General features: G+C 49.7%; 12 protein-coding genes and 5 tRNA genes. 11 read left to right on the top strand and 6 right to left on the bottom strand.

The annotated features are described in order from the left end of the window. Nucleotides 1-50 precede the first annotated feature (50 nt). Nucleotides 51-905, bottom strand: a complete 855-nt coding sequence (gene folD, locus ACO6UX_RS04110; RefSeq protein WP_422445105.1) for a bifunctional methylenetetrahydrofolate dehydrogenase/methenyltetrahydrofolate cyclohydrolase FolD — start codon at nt 903-905, stop codon at nt 51-53. Nucleotides 906-1,245: 340 nt separating this feature from the next. Here folD and ACO6UX_RS04105 point away from each other — a divergent pair. The 7 genes from ACO6UX_RS04105 to clpX all read left to right on the top strand — a co-directional run bounded on the left by ACO6UX_RS04105 (nt 1,246) and on the right by clpX (nt 6,012). Continuing rightward, nucleotides 1,246-1,322, top strand: a tRNA-Pro gene (locus ACO6UX_RS04105). A gap of 17 nt (nt 1,323-1,339) precedes the next feature. Then, nucleotides 1,340-1,416, top strand: a tRNA-Arg gene (locus ACO6UX_RS04100). Between the two features lie 76 nt (nt 1,417-1,492). After that, nucleotides 1,493-1,568 (top strand) — tRNA-His (locus tag ACO6UX_RS04095). A gap of 74 nt (nt 1,569-1,642) precedes the next feature. After that, nucleotides 1,643-1,727: transfer RNA gene (locus tag ACO6UX_RS04090), tRNA-Leu, on the top strand. Between the two features lie 393 nt (nt 1,728-2,120). Continuing rightward, the gene (gene tig / locus ACO6UX_RS04085) at nt 2,121-3,464 is read left to right on the top strand and encodes a trigger factor (RefSeq protein WP_422445103.1); all 1,344 of its coding nucleotides are present in this window, start codon (nt 2,121-2,123) and stop codon (nt 3,462-3,464) included. 192 nt (nt 3,465-3,656) lie between these two features. Next, on the top strand, nt 3,657-4,307 hold the full coding sequence (gene clpP, locus ACO6UX_RS04080; RefSeq protein ID WP_101747729.1) for an ATP-dependent Clp endopeptidase proteolytic subunit ClpP: 651 nt from the start codon (nt 3,657-3,659) through the stop codon (nt 4,305-4,307). Between the two features lie 406 nt (nt 4,308-4,713). Continuing rightward, nucleotides 4,714-6,012, top strand: coding sequence for an ATP-dependent Clp protease ATP-binding subunit ClpX (clpX, locus tag ACO6UX_RS04075; RefSeq protein WP_422445101.1), 1,299 nt, complete (start codon nt 4,714-4,716; stop codon nt 6,010-6,012). A gap of 334 nt (nt 6,013-6,346) precedes the next feature. Here the strand turns inward: clpX and ACO6UX_RS04070 are convergent. Then, nucleotides 6,347-6,423, bottom strand: a tRNA-Pro gene (locus ACO6UX_RS04070). Between the two features lie 245 nt (nt 6,424-6,668). Here ACO6UX_RS04070 and ACO6UX_RS04065 point away from each other — a divergent pair. The 3 genes from ACO6UX_RS04065 (at nt 6,669) to ACO6UX_RS04055 (ending at nt 9,788) form a co-directional block, all read left to right on the top strand. Beyond that, a complete protein-coding gene (locus ACO6UX_RS04065; protein WP_422445099.1) occupies nt 6,669-7,277 on the top strand; it encodes a peptidylprolyl isomerase in 609 nt (202 codons plus the stop codon). 5 nt (nt 7,278-7,282) lie between these two features. After that, nucleotides 7,283-9,472, top strand: a complete 2,190-nt coding sequence (locus ACO6UX_RS04060; RefSeq protein WP_422445097.1) for a tRNA(Met) cytidine acetyltransferase TmcA — start codon at nt 7,283-7,285, stop codon at nt 9,470-9,472. A 73-nt stretch (nt 9,473-9,545) separates the two neighbouring features. Continuing rightward, nucleotides 9,546-9,788: a GrxA family glutaredoxin gene (locus tag ACO6UX_RS04055; RefSeq protein WP_422445095.1), complete on the top strand. Its 243-nt coding sequence runs from the start codon at nt 9,546-9,548 to the stop codon at nt 9,786-9,788. Nucleotides 9,789-9,962: 174 nt separating this feature from the next. Here the strand turns inward: ACO6UX_RS04055 and ACO6UX_RS04050 are convergent, their stop codons facing one another. From ACO6UX_RS04050 to ACO6UX_RS04035, 4 genes are all read right to left on the bottom strand, one after another. Then, complete coding sequence (locus tag ACO6UX_RS04050) at nt 9,963-10,859, bottom strand: DNA replication terminus site-binding protein (protein ID WP_422445093.1); 897 nt, start codon at nt 10,857-10,859, stop codon at nt 9,963-9,965. Nucleotides 10,860-10,887: 28 nt separating this feature from the next. Further along, nucleotides 10,888-11,535: a pyridoxamine 5'-phosphate oxidase gene (gene pdxH, locus ACO6UX_RS04045; RefSeq protein ID WP_101745930.1), complete on the bottom strand. Its 648-nt coding sequence runs from the start codon at nt 11,533-11,535 to the stop codon at nt 10,888-10,890. 76 nt (nt 11,536-11,611) lie between these two features. Further along, entirely contained in the window at nt 11,612-12,169 is a 558-nt protein-coding gene (locus ACO6UX_RS04040) for a hypothetical protein (protein ID WP_422445091.1), read from the bottom strand. A 114-nt stretch (nt 12,170-12,283) separates the two neighbouring features. Then, a complete protein-coding gene (locus tag ACO6UX_RS04035) occupies nt 12,284-13,684 on the bottom strand; it encodes an inosine/guanosine kinase (RefSeq protein WP_422445089.1) in 1,401 nt (466 codons plus the stop codon). Nucleotides 13,685-14,014: 330 nt separating this feature from the next. Here ACO6UX_RS04035 and ACO6UX_RS04030 point away from each other — a divergent pair, with 330 nt between their 5' ends. Beyond that, the gene (locus ACO6UX_RS04030) at nt 14,015-16,834 is read left to right on the top strand and encodes an insulinase family protein (RefSeq protein ID WP_422445087.1); all 2,820 of its coding nucleotides are present in this window, start codon (nt 14,015-14,017) and stop codon (nt 16,832-16,834) included. Nucleotides 16,835-16,847 lie beyond the last annotated feature (13 nt).

Raw genomic sequence — 16,847 nt, 5'->3', positions numbered from 1 at the left:
GATCCGGCAGTGAAGCTGCCGGTCTTAATCTTGAACGCTCTTTTCTCGGCTCAGTAATGCAGATGATCTGCTGCATACAGTGTGTTTTCCAAGAGTGTCGCCACGGTCATCGGGCCAACACCGCCGGGAACCGGGGTAATCCATGAGGCTCTTTCTCTGGCAACATCAAACTCCACATCACCCACCAGTCGGCCATCATCCATACGGTTGATGCCAATATCAATCACCACGGCACCGGGCTTTACCCAGGCACCTTTAACCAGTCCGGGCTTGCCTGCGCCAACCACCAGAATGTCTGCCCGGGCTACTTCAGCGGCCAGGTCCTCGGTAAAGCGATGCGTGGTGGTTGTAGTGCAGCCGGCCAGTAACAGTTCCATGGTCATTGGTCGACCGACAATATTGGAGGCACCGACAATAACGGCGTTCTTGCCACGAATGGGCTGGCCTGTGCTTTCCAGCAGTGTCATCACACCTTTTGGTGTGCAGGGGCGCAACAGTGGAATGCGCTGAACCAGCCTGCCAATGTTGTAAGGATGAAAGCCATCGACGTCTTTATCCGGACGGATGCGTTCAATCACCAGTTCGCAGTTGATGTGTTCAGGCAGGGGTAATTGTACAAGAATACCATCAATGGCCGGATCATCATTGAGGCTGTCAATTAACTCCAGCAGATACTGTTCGCTGGTGGAGGCTGGCAGGTCGTGGGATATGGATTTGAAACCCACCCTTTCACAGTCCTGTCTTTTCTTGCCTACATAAACCTTGGAAGCCGGGTCATCACCAATCAGAATAACCGCCAGCCCCGGAGCCCTGAGACCCTGTGAAGTTCTTTTTTTCACCTGTTCGGCGATGGCGTCGGTCAGTTGCAGGGCAATGGCTTTGCCATCAATAATTTTTGCTGTCATATGTGCTGAAGCCTGTTGCTGACAATATTGGTTGATTGGCGAATATTGAAAATGACCGTTAGTTTAACAGTGCTCAGGCTCTGTTGACACAACAGCCTGCTGATAAAGCCACTGGTTCAACCTATATGAAGTCTGTTCGATATAAAGGGTGAGCATGGTGGTTTTTTTTTCAGACAGATTGGTATGGTCATTCAGACGAAGAAGTTTCCTGCATTATCTGAACTGCTATGTGGATCAAAAAATGCATATGGCAATTGACGAGCGCCATGCTTGTGAGTAGTATTCGTCGCCGTTGACCAGCGGAACTTTTCGGGATTTCCTGAAAGTAGCTGGAAAATTTCGGGGTATAGCGCAGTCTGGTAGCGCGCCTGCTTTGGGAGCAGGATGTCGGGAGTTCGAATCTCTCTACCCCGACCAGTCAGAAAGATGATTAAGCGCCCGTAGCTCAGTTGGATAGAGCATCCGCCTTCTAAGCGGATGGTCGCAGGTTCGAATCCTGCCGGGTGCGCCATTTTTCAGATGGCCATTTATCCTGCCTTATGCTTGATTCTTTGGTTCAATTTGAATAGTCTTTCGGTCAGTTACTGGTGGGCGTAGCTCAGTTGGCAGAGCTCCGGATTGTGATTCCGGCGGTCGAGGGTTCGAGCCCCTTCGCCCACCCCAGGTTAACGGTTGTCCGGGTGTTTTGGATGGCCTGAAAAATACAGTGTTTTGCGTGCTTCGTGGAAACATTGTGAGCGGAAGTGGTGAAATTGGTAGACACGCTGGATTTAGGTTCCAGTGCCGCAAGGTGTGAGAGTTCGAGTCTCTCCTTCCGCACCAGTCATTAACGGGGATAAGTATGCTTATCCCCGTTTTTGTATGTTTCATCCAAAGAAACTGCCCTGATGGGGGGTGTATGGACCCACTAGTCCTTAGCTTCGGGGAAACGTATATGAATAGTGCAGATAGGAAAAGCTGAGCCAGGGCTGCTGTGTTTTGGGTCTTTTAAATACGCTTTTCAGGTAAAGTCTGCTTTGTTCGTTGGTTTTTACCGTTGAGAAGTGAGAGTGGTGCAAATCCTGTAGGGAACGGGAATGTTTTAATAAAAAGTGTTCCTTTACCTTGCCCGGATCCAGTGTGACAGAACGTGTTTGTGCATTTTCCGGAAGCATTTGCTAGTCTATTCGCCTTTTGGCCCATTGTTTACACAGGTTTTGGTGTTGAGGAACAAAAATGCAAGTCTCCCTTGAAATGACTTCCGGTATTGAGCGCAAGCTGACTATCACTATCCCGTTTGCTGATATTGATGGTGAAGTGAATAAGCGTCTGCAGGACCTGTCCCGACGTGTTCGTCTGGATGGCTTCCGCCCCGGCAAGGTTCCAATGAAAGTGGTCAAGCGTCGTTACGGTGCCGGTGCCAGACAGGAAGTGCTCGGCGAGATGATGCAGTCTTCCTTCATTGAGGCTATTCAGGAGCAGGATCTGAACCCTGCCGGTGCACCATCTGTTGAAGCCCTGTCTGATAACGACGAAGGATTTACCTTTGTTGCTACCTTTGAAGTCTACCCTGAAATTGCTCTGAATGATTTCAGCGGCATTGTTGTTGAGCGTCCGATTGCTGAGGTTCAGGAGTCTGATGTAGACGAAATGATCGAAACCCTGCGCAAGCAGAGCACAACGTTTGCTGACGTTGAGCGTGCTGCTGAACTGGGCGACCGCATTACCTTTGACTATGTTGGCACCAAAGACGGAGAAGCTTTCGAAGGTGGCAGCGCAGAGAACTCAACTCTGGAGCTGGGCTCTGGCCGCATGATTCCGGGCTTTGAAGATGGCCTGGTGGGAGTGTCTGCCGGTGAAGAGAAAGTGCTGTCCCTGACTTTCCCTGAAGATTATCAGGCGAAAGATCTGGCAGGTCAGTCTGTTGAGTTTGCCTGCAAGGTCCACAAGGTGGCTGCACCCGCACTGCCTGAACTGAATGACGAGTTTTTTGCTCGCTTTGGCGTAAGCGAAGGTGGTCTGGAAGGTTTCCGTACGGAAGTGTCCAGAAATATGGAGCGTGAACTGCGTCAGGCAGTTAAAAACAAAGTCAAGAATCAGGTAATGGATGGCCTGTTGAAGATTCATGAGGTGGAAGTGCCTTCTGCCCTGACTTCTCAGGAAATCGACCGTATGCGCGAACAGGCGGTACAGCAGTTCGGCGGCATGAAAGGTGGTTTTGATCCAAAGCAGCTGCCAGCAGAGCTGTTTGAAGCTGATGCCAAAAAGCGTGTTGCCCTGGGTCTGTTGATTGGTGAAGTGGTTAAGCAGCGTGAAGTCAAGGTTGATGATGAGCGTGTGCGTGCCATGATTGAAGAGATGGCTTCCGCTTACCAGGAGCCTCAGCAGGTTATCGACTGGTACTACAGCAACGATGAGCAGCTGTCTCAGATCAAGTATGTTGTTCTGGAAGAGCAGGTAGTAGATACTATTCTGGAAGCGGCCCAGGTTTCAGAACTGGCATGCAGCTATCAGGACGCTATCAAGCCTGCTGAGCGTGCAGCTGAAACTGAAGAGGCAGAGCAGGAAGAGTCCGCCTGATACCGCTTGTAGAAGAGCATTTTATGAAGAGCGAGGGGAGTTGCTGGTTGATTGGCCAGTTCCCCTGACAAGCAGCTAAGGTTTTACCGGCTCTGGTCGTTTTAATCTGGTATGCAAGCGACTAATCTTTCAGTTTATATGACTGACAGGTCAGTCGCTTTTCTTCGACTTGGCAAGGAGTTAAGACAGGATATGTCCAATCTGATAGACCCGCACGCCGTTGCGATCACCAACTCAGGACTGGTACCTATTGTTGTTGAACAATCAGCCAGAGGTGAGCGCTCTTACGATATCTATTCCCGCCTCCTTAAAGAGCGAGTGATCTTCCTGGTGGGCCAGGTTGAAGATCACATGGCAAATCTGGTGGTTGCTCAGCTGCTGTTCCTTGAATCGGAAAATCCGGACAAGGATATTCACCTGTACATTAATTCACCGGGTGGATCGGTAACTGCCGGGATGTCTATTTATGACACCATGCAGTTTATCAAGCCGGATGTATCCACCATGTGTATTGGTCAGGCTGCGAGCATGGGTGCTTTGTTGCTGGCTGGTGGTGCTGCTGGTAAACGTTATTGTCTGCCACACTCCAGGGTAATGATTCACCAGCCGCTGGGAGGATTCCAGGGCCAGGCGTCAGATATCGAAATTCATGCCCGTGAGATTCTGAGCATTCGCAGTAAGCTGAACCATGTTCTGGCTCACCATACCGGCCAGCCTCTTGAAGTCATTGAGCGTGATACTGACCGTGACAACTTTATGAATGGCGATGAGGCAGTTGAGTATGGCCTGATCGACCAGGTCATGAATCGTCGTGGTGAAGACGGCAATAAAGACAAAAAATAAGCTGGGCGATTGAGCTGATGGCTCTTTTGTGATCTCCGGCGATATGCTCCGCAATCAATGAAAATAGCCTCTGTAAAGTGTGCTATTTTCATTATTTATAGCGCATGCAGGTTGATTTTTATCCAAAGTCGTTGAACACTAACTCATTGGATGGGTTCTCTTGGTATGGAGGACTCTATCAAAATAGCTTTCCAGAAACATGCATGGTCCCGGATGGTCAGGGCATGAATTCTGGTATCAAGCGGATCAAGCACTTGAAAACATGCCTCGATGCCTGCATCTTATCAGGCATGTAATTGTGAATCATGAAATGGGCTTTGATCAGTTTGACTGACAGGTCTATTTTCATTGTCTATTTTCACTGGAGAGTGCAGGGCAGGCATTGTCCGTATAACAGGGTAATCGAATGACCGACGAAACAAGCGGCAAGGGTGAAGACAGCAAGTTGTTGTACTGCTCTTTCTGCGGAAAGAGTCAGCATGAAGTGCGCAAGCTGATTGCCGGCCCTTCCGTATTCATATGTGATGAATGTGTTGATCTATGCAACGACATCATCCGTGAAGAAATTCAGGACAGCAGTGGCGAAGAGTCTTCAGATAAGCTGCCAATCCCTCGCGAGATCAAGGAAACTCTCGACGAGTACGTAATTGGCCAGCCCCGGGCCAAGAAAGTCTTATCCGTAGCGGTGTACAACCACTATAAGCGTCTGCGTTTTGGCGATGCCAAGGGCGACAAAAAGAAAGATGAAGTCGAGCTGGGTAAAAGTAATATCCTGCTGATTGGTCCCACCGGAAGTGGTAAGACGTTGCTTGCTGAAACGCTGGCGCGTATGCTCAACGTACCATTCACCATTGCTGACGCCACGACCCTGACGGAAGCAGGTTATGTTGGTGAAGACGTTGAAAATATCATTCAGAAACTGCTGCAGAAGTGCGATTACGATGTAGAAAAAGCCCAGATGGGTATTGTCTACATTGATGAAATTGACAAGATTTCCCGTAAGTCTGATAACCCGTCCATTACCCGTGACGTTTCCGGTGAGGGTGTTCAGCAGGCTCTGCTCAAGTTGATTGAGGGTACGGTTGCATCGGTACCGCCTCAGGGTGGGCGCAAGCATCCGCAGCAGGAGTTTCTGCAGGTTGATACTTCCAATATTCTCTTTATCTGTGGCGGTGCTTTCGCCGGTTTGGATAAAGTGATTCGTGGTCGTACTGACAAGTCTGGTATTGGCTTCTCTGCACAAGTCAGCAGTAAGGATGACAAAAAGGATCTGGGTGAAACCTTTAAAGAAGTTGAGCCGGAAGATCTGGTGAAATTCGGCCTTATCCCTGAGTTTGTTGGCCGTCTGCCTGTTATTGCAACGCTTGAAGAGCTGGATGAAGAAGCGCTGGTGCGCATCCTTGTTGAGCCCAAGAATGCACTGACCAAGCAGTACAGCAAGCTCTTCGATATGGAAGAGGTGGAAGTGGATTTCAGACAGGAAGCTCTGCGTGCGGTTGCCAAAAAAGCCATGGAGCGCAAAACCGGTGCTCGGGGCTTGCGCTCGATACTGGAGGCGGTACTGCTTGACTCAATGTATGAAATACCTTCCGACAAGAGCATTTCCAAGGTGGTGATTGATGCTTCGGTTATCAATGGTGACTCTGAGCCGCTGTTGATTTACGAAAATTCTGAAACACCGAAGGCAGCACTTTCCGATAAGTGATTTGCTATTGCTTGCAATAAAAACCCTTCCTGGCACAAATGCCACTCGTTGCTAGACGAGTGGCATTATTCAAACTCTACCGCTTCTCTCTTCGATTGATTAAGCACGACCAATCCAAGTCTGTTAAATCCTTTTATTCAAAGTGCGGCATGATCGATTGGGGGTGTTCGTTTAATCCTTCAGGTTGATCCTGAAGATTTATTTGATGAAGAACTTTGATGGTATGAAAGGGTAGAAACCGGATTTTCTGATTTAAGTTTGCTTGTTGGCTAATCGTGAAAACCGATGGAATGGGTTTTCAAAGAGGGTTAGAAAATTGAGGTAAAAAAGTGTCTGGTCGGAGCGAGAGGATTTGAACCTCCGACCCCCACAACCCCATTGTGGTGCGCTACCAGGCTGCGCTACGCTCCGACACAAGAAGGGTGAAATGCCCCTTCAGGCGCTGGGTATATTACCCTAAAAAACACTATTTGCAAGCCCTCGCGCATTTCTTTTGCTTTTTTCTCTGTCGAAAATACTATGATGCTGAATAGGCTTTTTTTCTTCCTTCAGAGTCTTTACTGTCTATCCGTTTGTATTGCATAAAGTGGTTTTAACTTTTTCTGCTTTGGAGAGAATAGATGCGTTTGATGCGAAACTGGCTGCTGGGAAGCACCATGCTTTTTTTGACTACCCTGGCGTATGGTGCAGCGACAGAGTCAGCTGAAGCCGCAGAGAAGAAGATCGAAGCGTTTCAGGTGGTTCTGGAAACCAGCAAAGGAGATATTGTTTTGATGTTGGCACCCGAAGAGGCACCCGTCACTGTCAACAACTTTATCGAGTATGTTGAAAGTGGCTTTTACAATGGTCTGGTATTCCACCGGGTGATTAATAACTTCATGATTCAGGGGGGAGGCTTTGCCGCGGATATGAGTCAGCGGGCCACCCGCGCTCCGATCAAAAATGAGTCTCTGCTGAATCAGCGTCTGGAAAACAGTCGTGGCTCTATTGCCATGGCCAGAACCCAGATCGCTGATAGTGCGACCTCCCAGTTTTTCATTAATCTCAAAGACAATGAATTTCTCAATGGTAAGCCTTATAAGCCGGGTTATGCCGTTTTTGGCCATGTCATCAAAGGCATGGATGTGGTAGACAGTATTGCCAGAGTGAAGACGGGTTATCGTGGCCCACACGGTGATGTACCCGTTGACTCCGTTATTATCAACAAAGCGTATGTTGTGAAAGAGGGTGGCATGTCGGTGAAAACCGGGTCTGAGGCTTCCTGATATCCATGAGTAAACAGACCATTTCTACCGCTGGTGAACTTGTTCTATCACTAAAATCAGCCGCCAGGTTGTTCGGTCACCGGCGTTTGCTGGTATGTGCAGGCGATGCGGACTGGTGTAAGGGTCAAGTGGTGGAGATGGTTCCAGCCCTGGCGGAGTCTGTTCTTCTGATTGGAGCAGGTTTCCCAGAGCTTGCAGCCTCAAATTCAGAAGTTATTGCGGCAAAACAGTGTCTGTCCCGGTTAGGCAGGGAGCATCAGAACATTATTTTTAATGCCCATGCAGGCTTTGATGTCGATGCGTTTGGTGCCATCAGTGGAACCTTAAGTGCCGGTGGTATTCTGGTACTGTTAATACCGTCATTGGACCAATGGCAATTTTTCCACGACCCTGAACATCGCCGGATGCAGGTTTACCCTCAACAATTTGAGGATATCTCCGGACGATATTTGCAGCGCTTGTCGCAAATGATTAAAGCCTCCAATCAGTTATCTCTCTTGACTCAGGGTGGGGGATTACGGATTCAGGAGGCTGAAAATAATCCTGATAAAAAAACACCGGGTGACATGGACGAGAGGGTCACCGCCCCCTGTAAAACCCGTTCACAAATGCGGGCGGTCCGGGGAATACACAAGGTGTTTCGTGGGCACCGTCGTCGCCCGCTGGTTCTGACGGCCGATCGGGGCAGAGGAAAAAGTGCATCTCTGGGCATCGCAGCAGCACAGTTGTTGCTGGAAGGTGTTGAGCAGATAATCATAACTGCACCCTCAAGAAGTACCGCAGAGGTGTTCTTTCACCATGCCGGGAAAATGCTGGGCGAGGATCATGCCGGTCTTTCAGGCAGGCTTCAGTTTATCCCTCCGGACGATCTGGTTCAGACACTGCCCGCAACCCAGTTATTGCTGGTTGATGAGGCTGCTGCCATTCCCACACCCTTGCTGGAAAAAATGCTGACTCACTACAGTCGGATTGTCTATGCTACAACCATTCACGGTTACGAAGGAACCGGACGGGGTTTTGCCATCCGCTTCAGAAAGGTTCTGGATAGCAAAACACCTCAGTGGCATGAGCTGAGAATGGCCGAGCCGATTCGCTGGCAGCCGGATGATCCCCTGGAAGGCTTTGTCTTCAGGGCGCTGCTGCTCAATGCAGTGCCCGCTGCCATTGATAAGCCGGACAGTATCCATTCGCAGCAGTGCGCTTTCAGGCAAATATCATCTGAAGAATTACTGTTCAATGAAGACTTGTTAACTCAGCTGTTTGGTTTGCTGGTCCTCGCTCATTATCAGACCCGGCCATTTGACCTTCGCCATTTGCTGGATGGTGGGAATATGGAGGTCTACGGTCTTTTTGATCGACAGCAACGGTTGATTGCCGTTCTTCTGGCAGCCAGAGAAGGGGGGATTGACCCGGCACTGGCCGATGATATCTGGCTGGGAAGGCGCAGGGTTCGCGGTCATCTGCTGCCGCAGTCGCTGAGTAATCATCTGGGCCTACCGGAAGCTATCTTCCTGAAGGGGCTTCGGGTCATCAGAATAGCGGTTCACCCTGATTGCCAGAGAACAGGGCTGGGCAAAATGCTGCTGGATAAACTCCAGCAGGATGCCGTAAATAAGCATATTGATTACCTGGGCACCCTGTTTGGTGCCACTGATGACCTTCTGAAGTTCTGGGGCGACTCTTGCTATGTGCCCGTGCGGGTTGGTTTGTCCAGAGACGCCGCCAGTGGTACCCATTCTGCCATGATGCTCAAGCCATTATCACGCACTGCAAAAAGCATGGTTGATCAGGCCCATAAGAAATGCCTGGCTCAGCTGCGGTGGTTATTGATGGATGAACTTAAAGGGCTTGATTTTGAGGTGGTTGCCACCATCTTTGCCATGATGGCACTGATAATCAGGGGCAGTGATGAATATGCTTTGTCCGGCGATAATCAGCGTGAGCTGGTTTCCTTTACAGAGGGGCAGAGACAATATGAGAATTGCATTGATGTCATCAAAAGAGTGACCTTTCGAATACTTGGTACGGGTGATATAGATGCTGCGGATGCAAAGCTGCTGGTCACTCGAGTGATCCAGAATCAACCCTGGCATCAGGTGGTTGCAGCCTGCAATTTTTCCGGAGAAAAGCAGGCCCGGAAACGTCTGAGAGAGGTAATTTCTGTGCACAGCAGGCTGCATTTATCAGCCGAATAGCATTTATAGTGCCTGCTTCAATACTTATCTGCACCAGCTGGTGCTTTCCTATGAACCTGATGGAGCATAAATAATGGATCGGTTTACTGTGTTTGGGCGTCCTGGCTGTGGATTCTGTGTACGAGCCAAACAGCTGCTGGAGATGAAAGGTTTGCCTTTCAAATACGTTGATATCTACGAAGAGGGGATCAGTAAGGCTGACCTGTCTAAGACCGTCGGCAAGGAAGTGGAAACGGTACCCCAGATTTTTCATGGTCAGGAGTACGTTGGCGGTTATACGGACCTGGAAGCTTATCTCAGGGAACAAGATGGCTAGGAGCCTGTCGGACTTAAGCGTCCGTCTAGGCGACCCCGTAGCGAGGATTGCGAGAAATTGAGGATAAAAATTTCTGCTTCTGAGGAGAATAGCGGGGCTATTTGACGAAGAAGCAGGAATTTTTAGACCAATTTATCGCAACCGCAGTAGGACAGTCTTAAGTCCGACAGGCTCCTAAGCATAACGGTAAATTCTTGAATGAGGATTGTCGTTAATTTTAACCAGACGGGCATCACTGCGTTGCAGTCTTTCCTGTCTGGCAGACGGGTCATAGGGGCGAATCCGGTTAAACTCTGGTAACGGCTCTCCCGGCTTCAGCTGAATGAACAGGGGGAGGGGCGAGTTAATCTGTGCCGGATACTGTTTTTTCAGTGCCGGATCCGCCTGCCTGAGCGCCTGAATATCCTTTGACCAGGTAATATTAGCCCTCAGGTGGGGAGCCAGTATACGCTTGATCACCACCACTTCTTTGGCGGGCATTTTTTCCAGTAGGTCAATGTCTTCATTAACGGCGACGGAGGCTATGTATTTCTTTCTGAAATGGACAATCGCTTCTTCGGCGGTCAGCCTGACCGTGCCACTGTGACTTGCAGCCCAACTGAAACCAACCCGTCTCGGGGCCTCTGGAAAGAGCTTGAGTTGCCGGTAACATTGCACAAAGTGCAGGTGTTTGACCTGCAGCCCTCCCAGTAAACCATCCCGCAAATCATCGGATGCCTGTTCAATGGCCTCGATGCTGTCGCCAAACAGCTTGCGAAAGTCGGCCATCGCCGTTTTAAACTGATCACGACAGAGGTTCAGTTCTTCGCCCAGTTGTAAGGTCTGCTCAGAAACGCCGACCAGTCCGGTTAAGCGGGCGGTCTCCTGCTTGTTCTGCTCTTCGATATAGGTCAGTCGGGTGGCAATACCCGCTGCCAGAGCACGCTGGTTTGTGGATTCGGACTCCGTCTCCATGGTCCAGATGGGTAAGCCATGGTCTGATTCAATGGCTTCCCGGAATAAGCGATTCAGTTCAACCAGTTGAATAAGCGCATCCCTTACGGCGATTCGTGCAGCGGTTTCTTTACTCATAACGTGCCCATAAAATACTGACGGAGGTTTAGGGAGAAAGGCGGTCGACTTGCCAGTCACAGCCCTTCTCTGCGGACAACCGGGTGTATTGAAAGCGATCGTGCAGGCGGTTTGGGCGACCTTGCCAGAATTCCATATTCTCAGGCACGACGCGATAGCCACCCCAGAAATCGGGCAGAGGCACTTTTCCTTCCCTGAATTTGCGTTTCATCTCTTCCAGTTTCAATTCCAGAACCTTACGTCCGGTAATGACCGAGCTTTGCTGTGATACCCAGGCACCGAGCTGACTGCCATGAGGGCGGCTGGTAAAGTAACGCAGTGATTCAGCCGTGGAAATTTTTTCTGCCTTGCCCTGGATGACCACCTGTCGTTCAAGGGCTACCCAGGGAAACATAATGGCAACGTGGGGATTGCTGGTAATATCCCTGGCTTTATTACTGCTGTAGTTGGTGAAAAAGACAAAGCCGGACTGGTCGAAATACTTGAGGAGTACCGTTCTCAGGGATGGCATGCCTGATGCGGAAACGGTGGCAAGGCTCATGGCATTGGGTTCGGCCAGCTGAGCGTGCTGAGCCTGCTTGAACCAGAGCTCAAACTGGTCAAAGGGGCTGGTTTTCAGGTTGTCCCGACTGAGCCCGGCCTGAGTGTACTCTTCTCTTAAATGGCTGATATCCATGGCGGCACTGTACTGTTAAATGATTTTTTATTTTAACCGCGTCACAGCATTCTTTACAGTGTTCCTGGATTCTCTGCTACTCCCCGGGGTTTATATTGAAATGCCGGTCACTGGCTTTTATGAATTCAAGTAACCGTTGCTCAAACCCGTCACTATATTTGCCAATCGTCAGGGAGTTCAGCGGATAGCCACACACGGTGGATGATATTCGGGTGTTTTCTGAAAAACAAAAGCACTTTTTACCCAGTGTCAGAGCGGTTGCCAGTTCGAAGCCCGCACCTGTGGAGGGGTAAGTCAAATCCCAGAGGCAGAATCGGGCGTTTCTCAAACTGTCCAGTCCCCAGTAGTAGCAGGCCAGCTCTTTATGCAGCTCATTGGGATCAGACGCACGAAAAGGGTATAGCTTATTGACCTGTTCTTCGGTACTGAGCTTGAGAAACTTTTCAGGGATATTGGTTATGGAGGCTGCTGATCGACTGTGCAGCTTGTCATCCAGAACAACATCGGCATGGCATTGATAACCATAGTTTTTGAGCAACTCACAGATATGTATCGCACGGTCAATAATTTCCCGGGCCTGAGTTTTTGACCGACTGGTTACACTGGCACCATAAAAGACGACACAATCCTTCATTGCGGTTTCTCTGGCATAAGGTGATCGAACAACTATAGCAGCTGACAGTTGACAGCCGGGTAGAATAACGATGCCGTTGATCCTGGCATCGTTAAAAAGGGATGATATCGACGTTTATTGGTCCCAGTAACTGTCTTCCAGGCTCATCTCCCGTTCCGGCAATGCCCTGGACAGGCGGGGAGAGCTTTGTGCCAGCACTTCAAAACTGACCCGGTTGGCGTACTTGCAAACCTGGGCAAAGGATGAGTAGGTAACCCAGGGCTTATTGTGTTTGCTTGAGGTTGGTAATACCTGGCGGTGATAGTAGTTGGCAGCCATATCGTGAATAAGTGCTGCCAATGCACCGTCGCCTGCACCGTTGGTGTTTTTTATGTTTTTGGGGCCGCCAAGATAGGGGCTGATGTGTGAGTATACTTTCAGTGGTTCTTCACAGTGAGCGCGCAGCAGAGGGCGGCTGAACTCATACCTGTTAAAATCACTGATCGCTCCGGAACGGATAGGGTTGTCAGTTTCCCTGGCCAGCGCTTTTTCAGTATAACCACTTAAATAAAGACCTTCGGCACCAGCCGTCAGTAACACCATATCAACCCATTGCAGCATATGCGCAGAAGATGACAGCGGGTCCGGCTCTCCAGTCAATTCCTCGGCTTCTTCTTCGTTCATGGCGGCAATGGTGACATATTCGTTAAGAAACTCGATCAGTGGTTGCTTGATGGCATTGACCAGTCCACGGGTGCCCAGTGTCAAAATGACCGGAACTTGATGTTTTTTTGCCAGCTGTGCTGCTTTTACCATGGCGTGATAAATTGGCAGATCAGGATTTGCCAGCGTATAAGCGCTTAGCGCCAGGCCTGAAGATTCGGCGATGATTGTTTCATCGATAAACTCGGGGCTGAGCTGGTTCATAAAACCGGGACTGATACCGAAGGTACGCTCACCATCTTCCGTAATCAGCGCAAAGCAACGGCCAATAGGGCCATCAACCGGCTGAAGCCAGGTAAGATCGACTTTACTGCTGGTATTACAGAGGTAGCGATACGCGTAGTCACCCACCTGGATGTTCTTACTCATAACGCCAAATTGAACGGAGCGATCATCTGCCAGCACGGAATAATTATGAAGCGTGTTACCGATGGTGCCGCCGGCAAACTGGTCTTCAATAAGCTGCTGCTCGTTCAGAAAACAGTACAGACGATTGGCCTGGTCGTTATCTATCCATTGAGAGGCACCTTTATCGAGGCCATAATCCCGTAGTACTGAGTCATCGACTCGGGCAGTAATATCCACCAGGTTCTGATCAATACCACAGATATAGGTGTTGGCCTGGCCAAACACTGAGCTTTCCATATCAAAGCGATTGTGGGTATTGACCGGGAAGTAATGCTTGATCTTTCGTCGGCCGGGGAATTTCATGAAAGCAAAAAAATGAAGTATCAGGAAGGGATGCAGATTATTCATGAAAAACCGATGGAAAACCAGTGCATTGCTGTTGTAGTCCACACGAAGATGCGCCATGCTGACATTCAGTGCATTGATTCAGTGATGCTAGGAGCCTGTCGGACTTAAGACTGTCCTACTGCGGTTGCGATAAATTGGTCTAAAAATTCCTGCTTCTTCGTCAAATAGCCCCGCTATTCTCCTCAGAAGCAGAAATTTTTATCCTCAATTTCTCGCAATCCTCGCTACGGACGCTTAAGTCCGACAGGCTCCTGGAAAACGCAGGTGGCTGGTGATTTGCCAGCAAGCCGAATAAAACAGGATAGATCAAAAGATTGTATGATGTTCCGGACAGTGAAAGCTGATATGTTAAAAAAACTGGTGTCAATGGTTGCAGGAGTACTAACCATGGTTTCAATAGCAGGTTGTTCAATGACGACGGAGAGAGAAGCCCTTGTGACCCCGGGAGACGTAATAAAAAGCCCTGCTGATGACCGGCATTATCGCTATATCACTTTGGATAATGGTCTCAAGGTGCTGCTGATCTCAGACCCGGATACCGACAAGTCGGCAGCTGCGGTGGATGTGAATGTTGGTAGTTACCAGGACCCCGACGACCGTCTTGGGCTTGCCCACTTCCTCGAACACATGCTGTTTATGGGGACGGAAAAGTACCCGGACGTAGACAGTTACTCTGAATTTATCCGTGCCAATGGTGGCAGCAGTAATGCCTATACGACGGATGTACGAACCAATTACTACTTTGATATTAACAGCGACCAGCTGCAGCCAGCGCTGGATCGCCTTGCCCAGTTTTTTATCGCGCCCAGGCTGGATCCGAACTATGTAGAGCGGGAAAAAAATGCGGTCGATGCAGAGTATCGCCTGCACGCCAGAGAGGATGGCTGGCGTCTCTTTATGGCGCTCAATGCCACGTCAAACCCGGAGCACCCGAAGAGCCGGTTTAATATCGGCAGCCTTGAGACGCTGCATGATCGTGACGGGCAGCTCTGGCAGTCGTTAAAGGATTTTCATGACAGGTACTATGTTGCTGCCAATATGGGTGTGGTTGTTTATGGCAAAGAGCCACTGGACAGGCTTGAGCAGTGGGTGAATACCTCTTTTTCGATGGTTCCCCCGGGCGCAAAACCCGATTTGATTATTGGTAAACAGCCGTATACCCGGAATGAATTGCAGGCCCGTATCAATATTGTGCCATTAAAAGATACCCGGGTTCTGTCACTGGGTTTTCCCATGCCCAGTACACAGCCTTTTTACCATATCAAGCCTCTGGGCTATCTTGCCCGAATCATTGGTTACGAAGGCAAAGGCAGTTTGCACAGTTTGTTGAAAGAACGTGGCCTGATTGTTTCACTGGCAGCCTACAGCAGTGACCTGCCCAATGAGTACAGTGAGTTTACCGTTCGCATGGAGTTGACGCCTGAAGGGCTGGCCCGGGTGGATGAGATTACGGCCATGGTATTTGACTATCTTGATCTGATTCGCAGGGAAGGTCTTGAGCCATGGCTCTATGAGGAGAGCAAACAAATTGCAGAGCTGGCCTTTCGTTATCAGGAAGACCGTAACCCGCAGCAGACTGCCTCAGGGCTGGCGGCCAGAATGCACTATCTGCCACCGGAGCATCTGCTGGAAGCAAATTATCTTTATGACTCCTACGACCCTGAGCTGATCTCGGGTTATCTGGCCAGAATGACCCCGGAAAATCTACGTCAGGTGGTCATTGCCCAGAACCTGTCCACGGATCAGGTTGAGCCGTATTTTGAAACGCAATACAGCATTCAGCCCCTTGCCGCTGAGCTGGTCACACGGCTGAAGACGCCCATTGCCCGACAGTCATTGACTATTCCTGAACCGAACCCGTTTATCGCCAGTAACCTTGAGCTGCATGACAGCGGCCAGGTCACTGAACCATCGGTTATTCTTGAACAGCCGGGATTACGGGTATGGAGCCTGACCGATACCAGCTTCAATATGCCCCGTGGCAATGTACGGGTGATGATCTCTACACCGGTTGCTTCAGCGACACCTGACGATAATGTATTGATTCAGATATACAAGTCGCTGCTGTCAAGAAGTCTCAATGAGTATGGCTATCCGGCCAGGGAGGCGGGTCTCAATTACAGCATCACGGCCGGACGACGAGGGTTGTTGATCAGCCTTGCGGGATATCAGGACAAACAGGCTGTACTGCTGGAAGACATACTCAAGGCAGTGACAACCTTTAAGCCTGAGAAGAGCGCGTTTGAACAAGAACAGGCAGTGCTGGTCAGAGGGCTGAAAAACAAGAAGTTCCATGCCCCTTACCGACTGGGAATGGATGCGCTTAGCCAGGCAACCTATCCTTCCTATCCGGAGGATGATGTTCTGTTGAATGCTGCTGAAAAGGTCACTTATGAGCAATTGATTAATTATGCCCATGACTTCTACCGGCAGATTCATATAGAAATGCTGGTTTATGGTAACCACAGTCAGCAAGAAGCACTAACACTGTCGTCAATGGTTGAGTCGGCATTACTGAATGACCATAACCGTCGGGACCGTTTTGATCTGCCCTTCCACCTTCTGGGCGACACCAACCGTGTTCTGAATATGGCTATTGAGCATGATGACTCGATGTTGATCAGTTATTACCAGATTCCCAAAACGGATAACCGGGAGCGCGCTCAATACGCATTGCTTGGTCGTCTGCTGGCAAATCCGTTTTTTAACAGCCTGCGGACGGAACAGCAGCTGGGGTACGTGGTGTTTGCCGGGCCTCGTCCCTTTGAGAAACACCCCGGTGTTATTTTTGTGGTGCAATCGCCCAAGCTGGACCCTATTGGCCTGGAAGGTCGTGTAGATCAGTTTTTGAACGATCAGAAAGCGGTGCTGGCAGGACTGACAGACCAGGAGCTGGAACAGTATCGCCAGGGGTTGATCGGTGACCTGCTGAAGAAAGACGACAATATGGATGAACGTAATGGTCGTTTCTGGCAGGGAATTGCCAGTGGCGAGCTGGATTTTGACAATCGAGTGAAAATTGCGGATGAAATTCGCAAACTCAAGCCCTCGGATATGCAGTCTGCCCTGGCCAGACTGGTGCAAAACAGGGGTAAGCTTGTTATTCGCTCGTTTGGTGAGCCCCACAAGAAGGCGTACCAAAAAGAGACTGACAGAATCGAATGCAACACCATTGACTGTCTGAAGGATCTGCCGGTCAGTAAATAGCTTTTATATCCGG

The sequence above is a fragment of the Endozoicomonas sp. ALB091 genome (assembly GCF_049310265.1).
GTDB lineage: Bacteria > Pseudomonadota > Gammaproteobacteria > Pseudomonadales > Endozoicomonadaceae > Endozoicomonas.
The sequence above is the reverse complement of the archived record's forward strand: the minus strand, read 5'-3'. Positions and strand labels throughout refer to the sequence as shown.

Excerpts from the sequence above, each read along its gene's own strand:
- ACO6UX_RS04040 (WP_422445091.1), bottom strand. The coding sequence starts at position 12,169 with ATGAAGGATTGTGTCGTCTTTTATGGTGCCAGTGTAACCAGTCGGTCA.
- clpX (WP_422445101.1), top strand. The coding sequence starts at position 4,714 with ATGACCGACGAAACAAGCGGCAAGGGTGAAGACAGCAAGTTGTTGTAC.
- ACO6UX_RS04065 (WP_422445099.1), top strand. The coding sequence starts at position 6,669 with ATGCTTTTTTTGACTACCCTGGCGTATGGTGCAGCGACAGAGTCAGCT.
- ACO6UX_RS04030 (WP_422445087.1), top strand. The coding sequence starts at position 14,015 with ATGGTTTCAATAGCAGGTTGTTCAATGACGACGGAGAGAGAAGCCCTT.
- ACO6UX_RS04060 (WP_422445097.1), top strand. The coding sequence starts at position 7,283 with ATGAGTAAACAGACCATTTCTACCGCTGGTGAACTTGTTCTATCACTA.
- ACO6UX_RS04050 (WP_422445093.1), bottom strand. The coding sequence starts at position 10,859 with ATGAGTAAAGAAACCGCTGCACGAATCGCCGTAAGGGATGCGCTTATT.
- folD (WP_422445105.1), bottom strand. The coding sequence starts at position 905 with ATGACAGCAAAAATTATTGATGGCAAAGCCATTGCCCTGCAACTGACC.
- ACO6UX_RS04055 (WP_422445095.1), top strand. The coding sequence starts at position 9,546 with ATGGATCGGTTTACTGTGTTTGGGCGTCCTGGCTGTGGATTCTGTGTA.
- pdxH (WP_101745930.1), bottom strand. The coding sequence starts at position 11,535 with ATGGATATCAGCCATTTAAGAGAAGAGTACACTCAGGCCGGGCTCAGT.
- clpP (WP_101747729.1), top strand. The coding sequence starts at position 3,657 with ATGTCCAATCTGATAGACCCGCACGCCGTTGCGATCACCAACTCAGGA.
- ACO6UX_RS04035 (WP_422445089.1), bottom strand. The coding sequence starts at position 13,684 with ATGGCGCATCTTCGTGTGGACTACAACAGCAATGCACTGGTTTTCCAT.
- tig (WP_422445103.1), top strand. The coding sequence starts at position 2,121 with ATGCAAGTCTCCCTTGAAATGACTTCCGGTATTGAGCGCAAGCTGACT.